Below are 15,451 nucleotides of genomic sequence, written 5' to 3'. Positions count from 1 at the left end.
ACTAATTCACCTCGCTTGCCATGACAGTCAAGGTATCAGAGATTTCTTGGAACATCTGACGTTCTGTCTTGTCTCCACGGTAGATTTGGTTGTAGAGAATCCCATCCTTGATGAAAAGGACACGCTTGGCCCTGCTGGCTGCCGCGGTTGAGTGAGTCACCATGAGAATGGTTTGACCACGCTCATTGATTTCATCAAATACATCGAGAAGAGCTGCAGATGACTTGGAGTCAAGGGCTCCTGTTGGCTCATCCGCAAGGAGAATTTCAGGTTCAGTGATGATGGCGCGTGCTACTGCTACCCGCTGCTTTTGACCACCTGAGATCTCGTAAGGGTACTTCTCTTGCAATTGGTTGATACCCAAATTTTCAGCTGTCACTACCAATTTTTTCATCATCTCCGTGATGGGTTTTCGAGATAAAACTAGCGGAAGCAAGATATTGTCCTTAACAGACAAGGTATCTAGTAAGTTAAAATCTTGGAAGACAAAGCCCAACTTCTCACGACGGAAACTCGAAGCCTGTGAATTTTTAATAGTGGCTGTGTCTGTTCCGTTTAGGTAAACCTGCCCGCGAGTTGGTTTATCCAGCATAGCTAGGATATTGAGCAAGGTTGATTTACCAGAACCAGACTCACCCATGATGGCAACGTAGTCACCCTTTTCCACGGTAAAGTGAATATCTTTGAGTGCCTCTACTTGGTTGCCTTGAAAACGTGTTTTATAGATTTTTTGAACGTGTTTTACATCTAAAAGTGTCATGATTTTCTCCTTCTTAATATCCCATCAATTGAAACTGTGCTTGCATCATAGCGCATCCCAGCTGAACACGCTCGATATCTTTTTGACCTGGTTTTCTTCTTTTCTTTTGTAAGATTCTTTTCATGTTTTTGCTCCTTTGTTCTTTATGAGTCTAGTTTATCGCAAAAAAAGGCGGCCTGCCATAACCTAACCTTACAAAAGAGACTTTAATCTTACATTTTTGTAAGATTGAAGAATTTTTTTGAAAATAGCTACTATAAGAAGTCCTGTCATTGCTTGTTTTATTCTTAAAATAATAGTAAAATTAAATTATGAAAAGGCTTTCTGCTAATTATTTTTAAAAGTGCTAAACTATCATTCGTATCACTGCTATAAGGAGGGAGGTTCAGCCCCTCTTTTAGAAAGAGGTTCCTATGAAACGTGTTTTTCTCTTCATCAGCAATCTTCTTTTAACTTTCTTTCTCATTGCGACTCTGTCCTTTTGGAAAGAAGCTCTTCCTCAACGCCTATTTCCAGGTGTGGCTGTACACAGTGGACAAGCCGATTATACTACCCTCAAACAAGAATTAGACAGCCTTGCTAGAAAACATAATAGTCTCATCGCAAGAACCATTTGGGAAGTAGATAGTGATGGAAAATCAAGAACTCTCTACGAAGCTTTTGGAGATGGGCAACTCCCAGACTGGATGCCTCCAGCAAGTCAAGAAAGCATTCACAAGAGCGATCTTCTCAACAACTACAATATTATCAGCGGATCCCTAACTAGTCAAGAATTGGCTACTCATCTGAAAGAACTTGGACTAGAAAAAGCGAATGCATTTGAAAATGACAGAGTATCCTTCGTACTGGCCATCTTTACCCAACCTGATCAGCTCATCAGTATGTTAATCTTTTTGCTGACTTTCTTAGCTTTAATTGTTATCGGTCAGATTCAATCTCTTTCTCAGTCAGGGATTAGATTGATTTCTGGAGAGCGGCTGAGCTATCTCTTCTTTCGTTCTCTCGCAAGAGACGGACTTGATATCCTTCTTTTTGGTCTACCTGCTTTGCTGATAGCATGTATCTTGCTCATTTCCTTGGGATATCCTTATGAAGTTCAGACTTTTCTAGGAATACTTTTTATTCTTTACAATAGCCTACTTCTCTTACTTAGTCTTCTAATTGCCTTTCTTTTTACCATTTCTTTAAAAAAAGTCCATCTCCTCTCTATCATCAAAGGAAAATTACCAATCAAGTCAATTCTACGCATTCTCTACTTTGGTCAGGTACTTGCCATTCTACTGGTTATTGTAGGATTTGGACGTATGTCTACTTACTATCATATACTTGAGAAAAATGAGGCTGGACAAGCTACTTGGGAACAACGCTCCAATGTTATTACTCTTCAAACAGGGCGTTCCAGTCAGATGAAAAATTTAGATGAACTGCAGACAAATGCTGATAAATGGTTTGACTTTATTCAGCATGCTATAGATAATGAGAATGCCTTCCTTATTAAACATAATCTAGTTGAGCAAGCTCTTAAGCAAGCTACCTCAAATCATAATGAAACTGAAAATAACCCTTATGGTGTGGAAGGAAAAAATATTCTCTACGTCACGCCCAACTACTTCCAAAAGGAAGGTATGGACTTATCATCAGAAACCTTTCAAAAAATCAACAACCTAAAAGATAGACAGATTCTTGCCATACTCCCAGAAGAACTACAAAAAAATGAAAAAGATATAAAAGCAACCTTGCAACAAGAGTTAACCAACCGATTATACAGTAGCAAGTCTAATCAAACTTTCGAAGTTAGTATAACTTATACTGATCAAAAAAAAGATGTATTCATTTATAATACCACCCATATCGCTTATGATCAATGGTTATCAAATCCCATCTTTCTTGTGCTTTCTCCTAAAGCACTTGGTAAGGTTTCCTCCATCTTCTGGTTTACAAATCTAGAATATCTCTATTTTACAGACCTCCACCAGACACAAGAACTTTTGAAACACTATCAACTTGATCATATGGTCTCAAGGCTATCGCCTGCTAGGGAAACCTATCTCCAGTTAAATCAAAAAATTAAAATCGAAATTTTTAGTAACTTAGCGAGTGCTATGTTTGCTATTTTGACTTCAATTTTGCTGTTTACAAGTTTAAATCTGCTCTATTTTGAAGCCTTTCGCAAAACCATATTCTTGAAAAAAATCGCAGGCTATTATTTCTTTGAATTACACAATAGATATATCACTTCTCAAATAGCAGCTCTCTTTCTCGGAAGTGGTCTAGCTTTCATTATTTCTAAGAATATCTGGATTACCCTGATCCTATTTTTCAGCTTTTCAAGTTTAGCCGTTCTTCTATTGAAAATCTGTGATAAGAAGGAAAGTAAAACCTATGTTAGCATTATCAAAGGAGGATAGTATGATTGAATTGCAACATATTTGGAAACAATTTGGTTCTCGTATTATTTTTTCAGACTTGAATCTGAATTTTCAAAGTGGTATGGTGTATGCTTTGATAGGAGACAGTGGTTGTGGAAAAACCACTTTGCTCAATATGCTTGCAAAACTAGAGACTTTCGACAAAGGAGAAATAGTTTACAAAGGAAAGCCTTTAACTTCACTAAAAAATGAGGAATTCTATCGTAACGAGCTAGGTTATCTCTTCCAGAACTTCGGACTATTAGAAAGTCAGACCATTCGAGAAAATCTTGAGCTGGGACTGATTGGCAAAAAACAGAACAAGAAACAAGAAAAAGAGAGACTTCTTCTTCAAGCACTACAAGCTGTCAGACTAGATTATCTAAGTCTCAACCAAAAAATCTATGAATTATCTGGTGGTGAAGCTCAACGCGTAGCGCTTGCTAAGATTATCCTGAAAGATCCTCCTTTAATTTTAGCCGATGAGCCTACCGCCTCGCTAGATCCAAAAAATTCCAAGGAAATTATGGAAATTCTCCTTGAACTTCGTAATGCTAATAGAACAATTATCATCGCAACTCACAATCCTAGTATTTGGAAAATGGCTGATCAGGTAATTCATCTCTCTCAAGATGGAAAAGAATATACTTAAATACCAAAATCCCTTGTGGTTATTTAGCCACAAGGGATTTTCAGTCATTTATGCTGCTTCTTTTAAGTAACATAGTGCAAATAATAAATACTTCCTGTTAAATCTCACCAAAACCAGCCATCATTGTCATCAATAGCCTCGGCTTCCTTGCGTTTGCGTGGTCCTGTTCCGTACATTTCTGCTTCGATTTCTTCCTTAGTTGGCAGGATAGAGGCGAGGATGATGTAAATAATCACACCAATCCCAAAATTTGATATAGTAAAAATGGCGAAGAGAAAGCGGACTAGGGTTACATCAAGTTTCCACTTGTCTGATAGGCCAGCCAAAACTCCTGACACCATGCGATTTCGTCTCATTTTATAAAATTTTGTATTCATGATTTGTTCCTCTTTCGGTATTCTTACAAGTAGTATAGCATAAAACGGGAACAAGAACATCAGTCCTTAGGCCGATTTAAGACAACGAGTTTACCTCGACAGACGCCACAGCGGTAGCGTTTCGTGTCAATTTTCCTCTTGCGTTGATAGGTTTGCTGGCAAGATTGGCACTGATAGACTAGGTGACTATCCTGACTTTTCAAAGGTGGTACAAAGCGTAGTCCATCCACTTCTTTCAAAAGTTCCTTGAAATCTCGGTCCTTATGGCGATACCCCTTTTTCTGAAAATAAAGGTGATAGTGACAAAGCTCATGGCGCACGATTTTGCGAAAGACTTCCAAACCTAGTTCATTATAAACCTTGGGATTAAAATCCAAATGCCCATCCTTAGGGAAAAATCGCCCACCTGTCGTTCGCAAACGAGGATTCCACTGGGCTTGATGGGTAAAAGGCCTACCAAAGTCTTCGAGTGAAACAGACTGAACGTACTCAGTTAGATTCATCTGGAGCGAGGAGCGACAGATTGACTTTTTCACGTTCAGTATCGATTTTCTTAACCCAAACCGTTACCAAATCACCGACTGACACTACTTGACTGGGGTGTTTGATAAATTTGCGACTCATGTGGGAAATATGGATCAAACCGTCCTCGTGAATCCCAATATCAACGAATGCACCGAAGTCAACGACATTACGCACCACACCTTCCAGCTTCTGCCCAGCAACAAGATCTTTGATATCCAATACATCTTGACGAAGCACAGGTGCATCAAAGGAATCACGGAAGTCTCGACCTGGTTTGAGAAGGTCAGCAATGATATCTTTAAGCGTTTCTGGGCCGAGATTCAGTTCTTGCGACATCTCCTTAACTGAAAGGGACTTAAGCTTATTTTGTGCTTCTTCATTCAAATCCTTGATATCCAAGCGTTTGAAGAGCTCCTTAACCGCAGCGTAGTTTTCTGGGTGAACTCCTGTATTATCAAGGATATTACTACTTTCAGGAATACGGAGGAAACCAGCAGCCTGCTCAAAGGCTTTAGCTCCCAGGCGAGGAACTTTCTTAATTTGAGCGCGTGAAGTGATTTTTCCTTCTTCTTCACGGTATTTGACGATATTTTCAGAGATAGTTTTATTGAGTCCAGCTACGTGTGAAAGAAGAGCTGGGCTAGCGGTATTCACATTGACACCAACTTGGTTCACCACGGTATCGACGACAAAATCTAGACTCTCAGACAGTTTCTTCTGACTGACATCGTGCTGGTACTGACCGACACCGATTGACTTGGGATCGATTTTGACCAACTCAGCGAGGGGATCTTGCAAACGACGAGCGATAGAAATAGCAGAGCGTTTTTCAACAGTTAATTCTGGAAACTCCTGACGAGCAAGTTCACTGGCAGAGTAGACAGAAGCACCACTTTCATTGACGATGACATAGCTCACTTCTGGAAAATCTTTCAGAACTTCCGCCACAAAGGCTTCGCTTTCCCGACTGGCCGTCCCATTTCCAATGGCAATGATTTCCACGCTGTATTGACCAATCAAGTCTGCCAAATCTTTCTTGGCTTCTTCAATTTGACGAGCGGAGGCTGGTTTTACTGGATAAATGACTTGGGTCGTCAGCATTTTACCCGTCGCATCAACGACAGCCAGCTTGGCACCTGTACGAAAAGCAGGGTCAAATCCTAGAACCACGCGCCCTTTCAGCGGAGCAACCAAGAGGAGATTGCGCAGGTTGTCAGAAAAGAGTTGGATAGCTCCTTCTTCTGCTTTCTCAGTCAATTCTGTCCGAATGCGTCGTTCGATAGCAGGCAAGACCTTTTTCTTAACTGACTGTTGAACCACTTCATCTATATAGGCATTTTTGACTTTGAAACGAGCAGCAAAGAAAGATAAGATACGGTCTGTCGCATGTTCAAATCCGACTTTTAAGACACCTAGTTTCTCACCACGATTGAGAGCTAAGGTACGATAGCCCTGCATGTTGCCAACTGTCTCTGAGAAATCGTAATATATCTGAAAAACTTGCTTTTCATCGAGACTTTCGTCCTTGACTTGCGAAGTAATTTTAGAGTGTCTCAACACTTCCTGATAGGTCAGTGAGCGCAAGTTGACATCTTCCGATAAGGCTTCAACCAAGATATCAACCGCACCAGCCAAGGCTTCTTGACCAGTCGCAAATCCTTCACAGACAAACTTCTCAGCCTCTTTCTCTAAGTCAGCTATGTTTTGCAAAATCAAGCGTGCGAGAGGGAAGAGTCCAGCTTCACGGGCAATGGTTGCCTTGGTCCGTCGCTTTTCCTTGTATGGAAGGTAGAGTTCTTCTACGTCTGCTAGTTTTTCGGCAGCTAAGATAGCTTCTTCCAATTCCTTTGTTAGCTTGCCTTGCTCTTGAATCTTAGCCAAGACAGCTTCTTTACGGTCGTTGAGATTTGTCAGACTTTTATCCAAGTCGATAATAGCCTTAATCGCCACCTCATCCAAACTACCAGTCATATCCTTGCGATAACGTGCGATGAAGGGAATCGTCGCCCCTTCTGCCGTCAAACTTAGAACAGTATCGATTTGCTTTAAGGTTACACCCAAATTCTGGGAGATTTTTTCATATTTTTTATCCATAAACCTATTATACCATAAGGAACAAAGCTTGTTTCACCTTACCTATTTTTACCTCTTTGATTATCAAAATAAAAATAATCCCTTTTCCGCAAAATAATAGTATAATAGAGGTAGAATGTAGAAAAGAGGTAGGCCTATGGCTGTTAAATTTACAAAAACCGACGACTTGGACAAGATGTTTGAAAAGTTTGCCAAACTTCCTGACTTAACTCAGGTTACTTTTCCAGATAACAATGATAAAGAAGAAAAAGTTGAGAAGAAAAAATAGATGACGATTTTCCAATCTCTTCCTCCTAGTGTATTACAAGCGGGGGCTATTTTTCTCTCCATCATGATTGAAGCCCTTCCTTTTGTCTTGATTGGGAGTCTCATTTCGGGGTGGATTGAGGTCTATATCACACCTGATAAAGTGTATGAGTTTCTTCCTCGCAATCGTTGGGGAAGAATCTTTTTTGGTACCTTCATTGGCTTTCTCTTTCCTTCTTGCGAGTGTGGAATCGTCCCGATTATCAATCGTTTTCTGGAAAAGAAAGTCCCCAGCTACACGGCAGTTCCTTTTCTGGTGACTGCTCCCATCATCAATCCTATCGTTCTTTTCGCTACTTATTCTGCCTTTGGTAATTCAATAAAATTTGCCTTCTTGCGAGCTCTGGGAGCTATTGTGATTGCTTTGGTTCTGGGGATTTTCCTAGGATTTTTCTGGAAGGAACCCATTCAAAAAGAGAATTCTATTACTTGTCATGAACATGACTTTTCATACTTGACTCCTGCTGGAAAGGTCTTTCAGGTCTTTATACAAGCTATTGACGAGTTTTTCGATATGGGTCGTTACTTGGTCTTTGGCTGTCTCTTTGCGGCCATCGTACAAGTCTATGTCCCAACTCGGATCCTGACCTCTATCAGCGCAAGTCCAATACTTGCGATTCTCTTGCTAATGTTTCTAGCCTTTCTCCTCTCTCTTTGTAGCGAGGCGGACGCCTTTGTCGGAGCTTCTCTCCTCTCGAGCTTTGGCCTAGCACCAGTCCTTGCTTTTCTAGTCATTGGTCCCATGCTTGATATCAAAAATCTCCTCATGATGAAACACTATCTCAAGGCCAACTTCATCTGGCAATTCATGGGCATCGTGACTCTGCTTGTCTTGCTTTATTCTTACATGATAGGAGTGATGCTATGATTCGATTTTTCATTCTACTGGGCTATTTTGCTCTGACCCTTTACCTCAAGCTATCTGGCAAGCTTAGCCACTACATCAACCTCCACTATTCCTATCTAGTCTATATCTCCATGGTCCTTTCTCTTCTGTTGGCTCTGGTCCAATTCTACATCTGGATTAAGAAAATCAACTCTCACAGCCATATGGAAAGTCGGCGAACTAGACAAATCAGTATCCTTTTACTGTCTCTACCTCTCTTGATTGGAGTTGCCTTTCCGACAGTAAGTTTGGACTCGAGAACCGTATCTGCCAAAGGCTATCATTTCCCGCTTGCTGAGGGAATCGATACAACTATTCAGGCAAGCGAAGGTACATCCAGTCAATACCTCAAACCCGACACCAGTACCTATTTTTCCAAGTCTGCTTATGAAAAGGAAATGCGGACTACAGCTGATAAATACCTTGCCCAGCCAACCATTCAGGTTACAGACGAAAACTACATGGAAGTCATGGAAGTTCTCTATGATTATCCACAAGAGTTTGAAGGAAAGAAAATCGAGTTTACAGGCTTTGTCTATAACGATCCTAGCCATCCAGATAGCCAGTTCCTCTTTCGCTTTGGGATAATCCACTGTATAGCAGACTCTGGTGTATATGGACTCTTGACCAAGGGAAATTCACACCAGTATCCTGATAATACTTGGATTACCGCTAGGGGAACCCTGACCCTCCACTACCATAAAGAACTCAAACAAAAACTCCCAACACTGGAAGTTGAGAGTTTCACAAAAGTAGATAAACCAGAAAATCCTTATGTCTATCGTGTCTTTCAATAAAAAGTAACCCGACAACAGACAAATTACTTTTTAAAGTAGTTTGTCTTTTTTTGTTCTCCTAGTTCAACAAAATCAACAGACAACCTTTCAAACAATAGAAAAAGTCCCAAGAAATAAGATTTCTCGAGACCATAAAAATGTTAACAAGATAGGGTTGACAATTATCACATATCATAGCTTAACTGCAATAGAGTTGTGATAGAAAACGTTGATTTACTAGAAAAATAAAACTCATATTAAACTGAATATTTCAGTTTCTTACTGGCATAAAGCTATTTGAGTTTAATTTAACAACCACTAACCTCTATTAACGCCACCAAATGCTGAGCCAAAAACGGAAGTAGAATCCTAAGAACATAATGTGCACCTCCTTTTGAAAAACGTTTTTCCATCTCAACTATATTATATATTTTCTTGTGGAGAATTGCAAATTTTTTCAGTCAAATTACTAGCTTTTTTCAAAAAAATATGATAAAACACAAAATTTTATATTAAAAATAGTTATTTATTTTCGGTTTCTGTAAAATGAAGGCATAATATAAATGCACTAAGTCCCATAACTGGATTTTTTCTGTCAAACTTTTGAGGCTAGTTCATAACTTCCAGTTGTTGAAATTATGAACTAGCCTCTTTTGTGCGCCATGAATCTCCGCTTTTTACTGTTTTTCTTCAGCTCGGTTGGACTACTTTCCATTTTGTAATAAAGCTCTTACCTCGTCTGCTCCAATTTTATCCTCAGATTTTTCAAAGAGTTGAATAGATTGATAAAAATAATCTCGTGATTTATTTGAATTTTGCTTCAGATAAATCTCTCCCATCCCTCTATAGGAACAGGCTTGGGCAATGAAGTCCTCAGTTGTCAAAGCAAAATCTAGAGATTCTTGCATATAGCTTTCTGCCTCTTCTAGATTTCCCAACTTTAAACGAAGGTAGCCTTGTTCATAGTTGTTAACAGAAAATTTCAAAGCATCATTGGGAAAATACTTTTTTATAATTTGCATTTCCTGATCGATATAGAGTAGAGCTTTTTGAAAATGACCCATTTCCCTGTAGACCATCGCTAACTGATGATAACCAACATGTTCATTTTCTCGGTCACTTTTAATTCGGGCTAAGTCAATATAAGACTGGTAGATACTTAAGCACTCCTTATAATTTTGCTCTTCAAGATAGATATAGCCCATCAAATTTAATAAACTAAAATTAGTGCAAGTTTCCAAAGAAAAATCAGCTTCAACTAATTTTTTAACTTCTTCAACTTGCCCTCAAACAATAATTCCCATGCTTGATTCATGCTTATCCTCCTGCATCTTACGTTGTATAGAAATATATTGACAAATCGCTATCAGACTCGTATTTTTTCCAAGCTAAGCTGAAGCCATAATAATCTTCAAATTCAGGGTGCCAGTCATAATAAAGTGGGACACGACTATACTTTCTCGCGACTACTTCATCATCAAATTCTGGAGACTCCCCTGCAGTAATACCAAATTGGAGACCATTTAGTTCCCAGCTATTCCCCCAAATAGTAATTGTTCATTATTTAAAAGTAGTAACATTTCTTGCATGATAATTGTAACTTTTGATTCCATAAATTCTCACTTTCATTATTACTCATCAATAAAAAGAGGTAATATCAGTTTCTGTATTACAGAATTCTAATATTGCCTGTTCATTTATTTTCTTATGCTCATTTCAATCCAGCAAACTAGCTTACTTTTTGTTCTTTTCTCTGATAGAATGTTCAGAAATCCATTTAGAATAGCTTATCATTTTTTCATCAGTTAAAGCTTCTACCTCTATAGTCACACACATATCAACCGCTTCTTCCACAGAAACAGAAAAGTGATAACCATTTAATTGTAAAAATTTCACCAAAACATAAAAGGCTGTTCGTTTATTGGCATTGGCAAAAACATGCTTCTTTATCAATTGGACAAATAATATTGTTGCTTTATCAAAAATTGTTGGATAAAGAGGTTTGCCAAAAACAAATTGTTCTGGTAAGTTCACAATCATATTTAACGCTGAAGGACTAACTGTTTGAATTTGCTCATTTGGAGAATACCGTTGAATTGCTAAAGCATTGATTTTTTCAATTTGCTTTTCTATTAGATAGACTGTCATTTTTCCACCAAAGCTTTGAAAACATCGTCGTATTCATCAAAAATTGTATCCAATTTCAAGTCAAAGGCATCATCAGAAACATAAGAAACCTGATGATCCAATTCTTCAGGAGTAAAGATAATTTCGCCACTTGGTAACAATTTCGCTTCGTATTTAACACCACTTGGAATATTGAACTCACTTGGAATCGTAATGGTGATTGAATTTCCTTGCTTTCTTGTTTTTACTACCATCTGATTTCCTCCTTTGAAGTATTATAACAAATAATTACCGTAATTACAATGATAGTGTAAAACTGCTACTTCATCTCAAATCTTAACCGAAATACTCCTGCATAAGTGATTGTTTCAAGGTTTCCAATTTTTCCAGAGATTTTTGAATTGCCAATTGTGATTTGTCGACTTGAGCTACAAAGTCTGCGAATTCGTTTTGTAACTGAATTGGAGGTAAATGAACAATATAATTCATTATATCGGAAGATTTAATTGCAGGATAATTAGCTCCTGTAACAATATTAGTCATTTTATTCGTAAATCTATCAGAGCAAATTATTGCAAATAAATATTCTGGTAAACATTTCAAAGCTCTAAGCACACAGAATCCGCTGGAAGCTACCAAATTCTCATCATCTAGCTCCGTAATTGCTATATTTTTAAGATTTGGTCGGACGGTTGAGACAACAATGTCTCCTTTCCTAATATGTTGTTGAGCTCTCGATGGAGCTTGATTTAACATATATTCCTGAAAACCAGTCATTTTATAATTTTTATTATCATTGATGAAATATCAATGTATTTAATTGTATCGTGTTGATCAAATATTTTTTTCGCAGTTTCTATTCTATCGTCAACCAGTTCAGAAATACTTACCTTATCAAACTTCTTTGATCCAAATATCTCGTTAAATCGGGATTTGCATTAATCCGCTCATCAAGTCATATACTGTACATGCTAATTTCTTGCCGAAATCTTACACTAAAAATATCCAGAAAGCAAATAACATACATAAACATATTTAATTTATATACCAGACTTTTGCAACCACTTCTCAAGTTGTTCTATGGATATATCAGAAGATAAAATCAAGGTATCTTCATAATTTTCATCACATAGGAGAATACTTTTTTCTTTATTGAAGAACATGCTCAACCACATAATAAAATTAGCATAATCATAAATTCTATTATTGGAATTAAAATATTCTATGGAAAAGTAGTTCGCTTTCTAGCTATCATCAAGGTAAACTGATAGTGTTCTGAATAATTTTCCCAACAAATATCATAAGAAAATAACTTGTTATTGCTTATGATATTTGTTGTTTCAGTATACCTTCTTTCCATTTCTATATTGAATTTTTCCAAATCAAAATCATCATTTTTTATTTCATCTAAATGAAGAAATAATGTTATAGATATATATACTTCCACCTCGCAAGTTCTAATTTCTCTGTCTCTACAAACTGAAGCTGGTCTGTCTCATTTAGCTTTCTTGGGTTTCTTTTCAGGCAGTTCCGCATACATACCTTCCAGTAGTTCAGTAATCAAATCCGGATCCTCAAATCTGTCGAATACATACATCAATGTCTTTGAACCCTCATACGGATAACGCAATTCTGAGTCTGAAAGAAGTTTGTCAGATGTCGGCGTTCTCTTTAAAAATAATTCATTATTGCAAATGTCACCTATCAACTTACCGTTAAAATATATAAGGTATCCACCCATCATGGATTTTATGACAATATCACCTGCTGCGGAAAAAATCTCACGAACAAATTCGTTAAATTCATTCACTATGATTACCTCCTTCAAATTCAAATATTCCTTACTTGATGGTAACTCTTTCCCTATTTATCCTCAAAATTTCAGCAATCCATTTTCATCAAATTGAAAATTTGGTCCCCACGAAACTTCCCAGTAGTATCCATCTAAATCCGAAAAATACGCATGATATCCACCCCAGAAAACTTCCTGTGGCTCTTTTACAATTTTTCCACCTGCTTTTTTTACTAATTCAATTACACTATCAACATCTTCTTTATGTTCAACATTGTACGCTAATGTAATTTCGGAAAATCCATTTCCCTTTGGTGGATTATTCTCATCAATATCTTTTGCTAATTGTTCCAAAGGAAATAGTTCAAATTTTGTTCCTGGAGTATCGAAAAAACATACTGGCGGATTATTTTCTTTACAGTTAGTCTTATATCCTAAACCATCTCTATAAAACTTGATTGACCTTTCCATATCTCTAACACCTAAGCAGATACAAGTAATCTTATTCATTACTACCTCCCCAAATTCTAATTTGTCTACACCGCTTTTATCCTATCATTTATCAATTCGATAAACGCTATCACTGTTGCTCCTATCATAGGAAGTCCATAAGGACTAAACAGGAAACCGATAACCAATCCAGATATACCTATTCCGATTTCTCCTTGAACGAAAGAAGCTAATGCTCCAAATATGCAGAACACCATAACGATATACAGCAACGCCGTTCCAATACCAAGTAAAAATGTCAGAAAAGCTGTCAAAATTGATAAGACAAGACTAATCGGAAATAAGATAATTTTTAATATCCATCGCATACACTACCTCTTTTTCTCTTTGGTTTATGTGCTGCTTACAACTATTATTTTACTCGATAGTAGCTTTAAGCAACACATAAACTATCAGTTTCTTCAGTTTTTAACTTTGGTAGAAGCTTCAAAACCTTTGATTTTATTGAACTATTTGCCTCTGTCATTATTATGACACGAGACCCCATAGCAGGATCTGAGATAATATCCTTGATAGTTGGTTGCATCAACTCAACCATCATATCGATGATGTGACGAGGTGTACGAAATTGTCCATTTTTACCTGCGGTTGACAATTTTGATAGCAGATATTCATAGATGTCGCCAATATCATTAATCCCCTGTGTGTCACTATCAAAATCTATATCTGACCCTCTAGTTGGAAATTCGTCTAATATAGAAATCACCTTTTGGAGCGTAGCTGGTTTATTAATTTGAAAGATGGCTTCACGCATATAACGTGAAAAAGCTGTATCGTCAGTATCACCCTTAAGATTCTTAATAAATGGAAAAATCTCCTGTGTCATTAAACGATAGACTTCCTGAGCATCTCCCATATTTTTAAAAGTCGACCAACGGTATTCAGGTTTGTCTTTTGGAAAAATTCTCTCATAAGAAATTCCTAGAAACTCAGCATCGCTTTCGCGTCCAAGTTCGACACTATCCAAATCCTTCATAAACAGAAGATAAGTCAATTGTTCAATATTTGTTAGAGGATTTGCATTTCCTTCAGTCCACAGCATTTCCCACAGCTGATCAATTTTATTTTTTAATTCGCCTGTAATTACATTAGTCTCTTTTCTTTGGTTTCTAAAGTTATGAATATCACTATTTTAACAGATTTTCAATCAAGCTTCAATTATGTTTCTCTCTATAAAAATTTCTTTCAAAAATAAAAAAGCAAACACAAAATACGGTTCACTTTTTTAAATCTTCTACTCTCCACCCTTCCAGTTCCGAGCAATCTCTTCGTCTATCTTGAGTTGATCTACGAGCTCTTCGACGGTGTCAAATTTGATCATATCGCGGACACGGTCTAACCAGTAGACCATGACTGTCTCACCATAAATATCATCTGAAAAGTCAAAAATATTGACTTCAAAACGTGGCTCTTCTCCATCGAAAGTAACATTTTTCCCAACGCTTGCCATACCACGATATCTCTGACGTTGTACTTCCACATCAACTACGTAAACACCGTCTGCTGGCATATAAGTTCGATCTCTTAGGACTAGATTGGCTGTTGGGTAACCGATAGTCCGTCCACGAGCATTTCCGTGAACGACCATCCCACGGGTTGGGAGAGGTGTGCCTAGTAGATGGTTGACTTCCTTGACATCTCCATCAAGAATAGCTTGGCGAATCCGTGTGGAACTGATCTTGCCCTTTTCATCCTCGACCGGAGGAACAATGATAATCTCTCCATCAAAATAATCCTTCAAGTCATCTGCAGTTTTCTTATCTGAGCCAAACGTGTAATCAAATCCTGCTACGATAATAGCTGGTTTTAAAGCTCTAACATAAGTATCAAAGAATTCCTGCCCTGTTAGATTAGCGAACTTGCTACTAAAGTCCAGTAGGAAAAGAGCTTCTACCCCGTGCCACTTCATCTTGTGCTCCCGCTCCTCATGATTAACGATGTGAAGCATGAGCTCAGGTTGATAAGGTTGTAAGGCAAGTTTTGGCGACTCTGTAAAGGTCATCACAACAACTGGTAGATAGTCCTTCATCGAAGCCTTGCTGGCCACTTCAAAAAGTTTCTGATGCCCCTTGTGGATGCCATCAAAATAACCTAGTACAAGGACTGTTTTCCCCGGTACTGCAATATCTTTTTCGTTCTTAATAGGTACTGTTGTAATCATGAAACTATTATATCATAGAGAAAGTCTTTTCGCTAAGAGGAAATCCCAAATGTCGTTTTTTACGCCTGAACTGACCT

Annotated in this window: 16 protein-coding genes and 3 pseudogenes; 5 read left to right on the top strand and 14 right to left on the bottom strand. The window is 37.8% G+C overall.

Annotated features, from left to right (window positions below):
- Nucleotide 1: 1 nt before the first annotated feature.
- Nucleotides 2-760, bottom strand: a complete 759-nt coding sequence (locus EJF26_RS02100) for an ABC transporter ATP-binding protein (protein WP_000173369.1) — start codon at nt 758-760, stop codon at nt 2-4.
- Nucleotides 761-1,173: 413 nt separating this feature from the next.
- Here EJF26_RS02100 and EJF26_RS02095 point away from each other — a divergent pair, with 413 nt between their 5' ends.
- Nucleotides 1,174-3,168 carry a DUF1430 domain-containing protein gene (locus tag EJF26_RS02095; protein WP_000832036.1) on the top strand — a complete coding sequence of 665 codons (1,995 nt, stop codon included), beginning with the start codon at nt 1,174-1,176 and terminating at the stop codon, nt 3,166-3,168.
- A gap of 1 nt (nt 3,169) precedes the next feature.
- The gene (locus tag EJF26_RS02090) at nt 3,170-3,820 is read left to right on the top strand and encodes an ABC transporter ATP-binding protein (protein WP_000571614.1); all 651 of its coding nucleotides are present in this window, start codon (nt 3,170-3,172) and stop codon (nt 3,818-3,820) included.
- Between the two features lie 104 nt (nt 3,821-3,924).
- Here EJF26_RS02090 and EJF26_RS02085 read toward each other — a convergent pair whose 3' ends face one another.
- The 3 genes from EJF26_RS02085 to EJF26_RS02075 are packed head-to-tail and all read right to left on the bottom strand — an operon-like array spanning nt 3,925 to nt 6,816.
- Nucleotides 3,925-4,197 (bottom strand): PspC domain-containing protein, encoded by a 273-nt coding sequence (locus EJF26_RS02085; protein ID WP_001092789.1) that lies wholly within the window; start codon nt 4,195-4,197, stop codon nt 3,925-3,927.
- 59 nt (nt 4,198-4,256) lie between these two features.
- Complete coding sequence (locus tag EJF26_RS02080; RefSeq protein WP_001054537.1) at nt 4,257-4,700, bottom strand: SprT family protein; 444 nt, start codon at nt 4,698-4,700, stop codon at nt 4,257-4,259.
- Entirely contained in the window at nt 4,687-6,816 is a 2,130-nt protein-coding gene (locus EJF26_RS02075) for a Tex family protein (protein ID WP_000359164.1), read from the bottom strand. The genes EJF26_RS02080 and EJF26_RS02075 overlap by 14 nt, the downstream gene beginning before the upstream one ends.
- A 136-nt stretch (nt 6,817-6,952) precedes the next feature.
- Here EJF26_RS02075 and EJF26_RS09990 point away from each other — a divergent pair, with 136 nt between their 5' ends.
- The 3 genes from EJF26_RS09990 to EJF26_RS02060 are packed head-to-tail and all read left to right on the top strand — an operon-like array spanning nt 6,953 to nt 8,805.
- The gene (locus tag EJF26_RS09990; protein ID WP_000268701.1) at nt 6,953-7,084 is read left to right on the top strand and encodes an SPJ_0845 family protein; all 132 of its coding nucleotides are present in this window, start codon (nt 6,953-6,955) and stop codon (nt 7,082-7,084) included.
- Nucleotides 7,085-7,990 carry a permease gene (locus EJF26_RS02065; protein ID WP_000151881.1) on the top strand — a complete coding sequence of 302 codons (906 nt, stop codon included), beginning with the start codon at nt 7,085-7,087 and terminating at the stop codon, nt 7,988-7,990.
- Nucleotides 7,987-8,805, top strand: coding sequence for a TIGR03943 family putative permease subunit (locus EJF26_RS02060; RefSeq protein ID WP_000617740.1), 819 nt, complete (start codon nt 7,987-7,989; stop codon nt 8,803-8,805). The genes EJF26_RS02065 and EJF26_RS02060 overlap by 4 nt, the downstream gene beginning before the upstream one ends.
- Before the next feature lie 683 nt (nt 8,806-9,488).
- On the opposite strand, the pseudogene EJF26_RS02055 reads toward EJF26_RS02060, so the two are convergent.
- From EJF26_RS02055 to EJF26_RS02000, 10 genes and pseudogenes are all read right to left on the bottom strand, one after another.
- A pseudogene (locus tag EJF26_RS02055) lies at nt 9,489-10,099 on the bottom strand (tetratricopeptide repeat protein).
- A 17-nt stretch (nt 10,100-10,116) separates the two neighbouring features.
- Nucleotides 10,117-10,332 (bottom strand): annotated as a pseudogene (locus EJF26_RS09985) (hypothetical protein); the annotation flags it as partial.
- A 186-nt stretch (nt 10,333-10,518) separates the two neighbouring features.
- Nucleotides 10,519-10,932: a type II toxin-antitoxin system death-on-curing family toxin gene (locus EJF26_RS02040; protein WP_000219493.1), complete on the bottom strand. Its 414-nt coding sequence runs from the start codon at nt 10,930-10,932 to the stop codon at nt 10,519-10,521.
- Nucleotides 10,929-11,165, bottom strand: coding sequence for an AbrB family transcriptional regulator (locus tag EJF26_RS02035; RefSeq protein ID WP_000260599.1), 237 nt, complete (start codon nt 11,163-11,165; stop codon nt 10,929-10,931). The genes EJF26_RS02040 and EJF26_RS02035 overlap by 4 nt, the downstream gene beginning before the upstream one ends.
- An 82-nt stretch (nt 11,166-11,247) precedes the next feature.
- The gene (locus EJF26_RS02030; RefSeq protein WP_080563330.1) at nt 11,248-11,667 is read right to left on the bottom strand and encodes a restriction endonuclease subunit S; all 420 of its coding nucleotides are present in this window, start codon (nt 11,665-11,667) and stop codon (nt 11,248-11,250) included.
- 739 nt (nt 11,668-12,406) lie between these two features.
- Nucleotides 12,407-12,721, bottom strand: coding sequence for a TfoX/Sxy family protein (locus EJF26_RS02020; protein WP_001001834.1), 315 nt, complete (start codon nt 12,719-12,721; stop codon nt 12,407-12,409).
- A gap of 63 nt (nt 12,722-12,784) precedes the next feature.
- Nucleotides 12,785-13,213, bottom strand: coding sequence for a VOC family protein (locus EJF26_RS02015; protein WP_001033927.1), 429 nt, complete (start codon nt 13,211-13,213; stop codon nt 12,785-12,787).
- A gap of 26 nt (nt 13,214-13,239) precedes the next feature.
- On the bottom strand, nt 13,240-13,521 hold the full coding sequence (locus EJF26_RS02010) for a CD1845 family protein (protein WP_001267287.1): 282 nt from the start codon (nt 13,519-13,521) through the stop codon (nt 13,240-13,242).
- Nucleotides 13,522-13,646: 125 nt separating this feature from the next.
- A pseudogene (locus EJF26_RS02005) lies at nt 13,647-14,255 on the bottom strand (type I restriction-modification system subunit M N-terminal domain-containing protein); the annotation flags it as partial.
- A 192-nt stretch (nt 14,256-14,447) separates the two neighbouring features.
- Nucleotides 14,448-15,374 carry a bifunctional riboflavin kinase/FAD synthetase gene (locus EJF26_RS02000; protein WP_000633639.1) on the bottom strand — a complete coding sequence of 309 codons (927 nt, stop codon included), beginning with the start codon at nt 15,372-15,374 and terminating at the stop codon, nt 14,448-14,450.
- Nucleotides 15,375-15,451: the final 77 nt, after the last annotated feature.

The sequence above is a fragment of the Streptococcus oralis subsp. dentisani genome, from assembly GCF_007475365.1.
GTDB lineage: Bacteria > Bacillota > Bacilli > Lactobacillales > Streptococcaceae > Streptococcus > Streptococcus mitis_AX.
The sequence above is the reverse complement of the archived record's forward strand: the minus strand, read 5'-3'. Positions and strand labels throughout refer to the sequence as shown.

What these genes read in the sequence shown, in the direction of transcription:
- EJF26_RS02100 (WP_000173369.1), bottom strand. Translation starts at nt 760, where the DNA reads ATGACACTTTTAGATGTAAAACACGTTCAAAAAATCTATAAAACACGT.
- EJF26_RS02035 (WP_000260599.1), bottom strand. Translation starts at nt 11,165, where the DNA reads ATGGTAGTAAAAACAAGAAAGCAAGGAAATTCAATCACCATTACGATT.
- EJF26_RS02095 (WP_000832036.1), top strand. Translation starts at nt 1,174, where the DNA reads ATGAAACGTGTTTTTCTCTTCATCAGCAATCTTCTTTTAACTTTCTTT.
- EJF26_RS02040 (WP_000219493.1), bottom strand. Translation starts at nt 10,932, where the DNA reads ATGACAGTCTATCTAATAGAAAAGCAAATTGAAAAAATCAATGCTTTA.
- EJF26_RS02085 (WP_001092789.1), bottom strand. Translation starts at nt 4,197, where the DNA reads ATGAATACAAAATTTTATAAAATGAGACGAAATCGCATGGTGTCAGGA.
- EJF26_RS09990 (WP_000268701.1), top strand. Translation starts at nt 6,953, where the DNA reads ATGGCTGTTAAATTTACAAAAACCGACGACTTGGACAAGATGTTTGAA.
- EJF26_RS02090 (WP_000571614.1), top strand. Translation starts at nt 3,170, where the DNA reads ATGATTGAATTGCAACATATTTGGAAACAATTTGGTTCTCGTATTATT.
- EJF26_RS02030 (WP_080563330.1), bottom strand. Translation starts at nt 11,667, where the DNA reads ATGTTAAATCAAGCTCCATCGAGAGCTCAACAACATATTAGGAAAGGA.
- EJF26_RS02075 (WP_000359164.1), bottom strand. Translation starts at nt 6,816, where the DNA reads ATGGATAAAAAATATGAAAAAATCTCCCAGAATTTGGGTGTAACCTTA.
- EJF26_RS02065 (WP_000151881.1), top strand. Translation starts at nt 7,085, where the DNA reads ATGACGATTTTCCAATCTCTTCCTCCTAGTGTATTACAAGCGGGGGCT.
- EJF26_RS02000 (WP_000633639.1), bottom strand. Translation starts at nt 15,374, where the DNA reads ATGATTACAACAGTACCTATTAAGAACGAAAAAGATATTGCAGTACCG.
- EJF26_RS02015 (WP_001033927.1), bottom strand. Translation starts at nt 13,213, where the DNA reads ATGAATAAGATTACTTGTATCTGCTTAGGTGTTAGAGATATGGAAAGG.
- EJF26_RS02060 (WP_000617740.1), top strand. Translation starts at nt 7,987, where the DNA reads ATGATTCGATTTTTCATTCTACTGGGCTATTTTGCTCTGACCCTTTAC.
- EJF26_RS02010 (WP_001267287.1), bottom strand. Translation starts at nt 13,521, where the DNA reads ATGCGATGGATATTAAAAATTATCTTATTTCCGATTAGTCTTGTCTTA.
- EJF26_RS02080 (WP_001054537.1), bottom strand. Translation starts at nt 4,700, where the DNA reads ATGAATCTAACTGAGTACGTTCAGTCTGTTTCACTCGAAGACTTTGGT.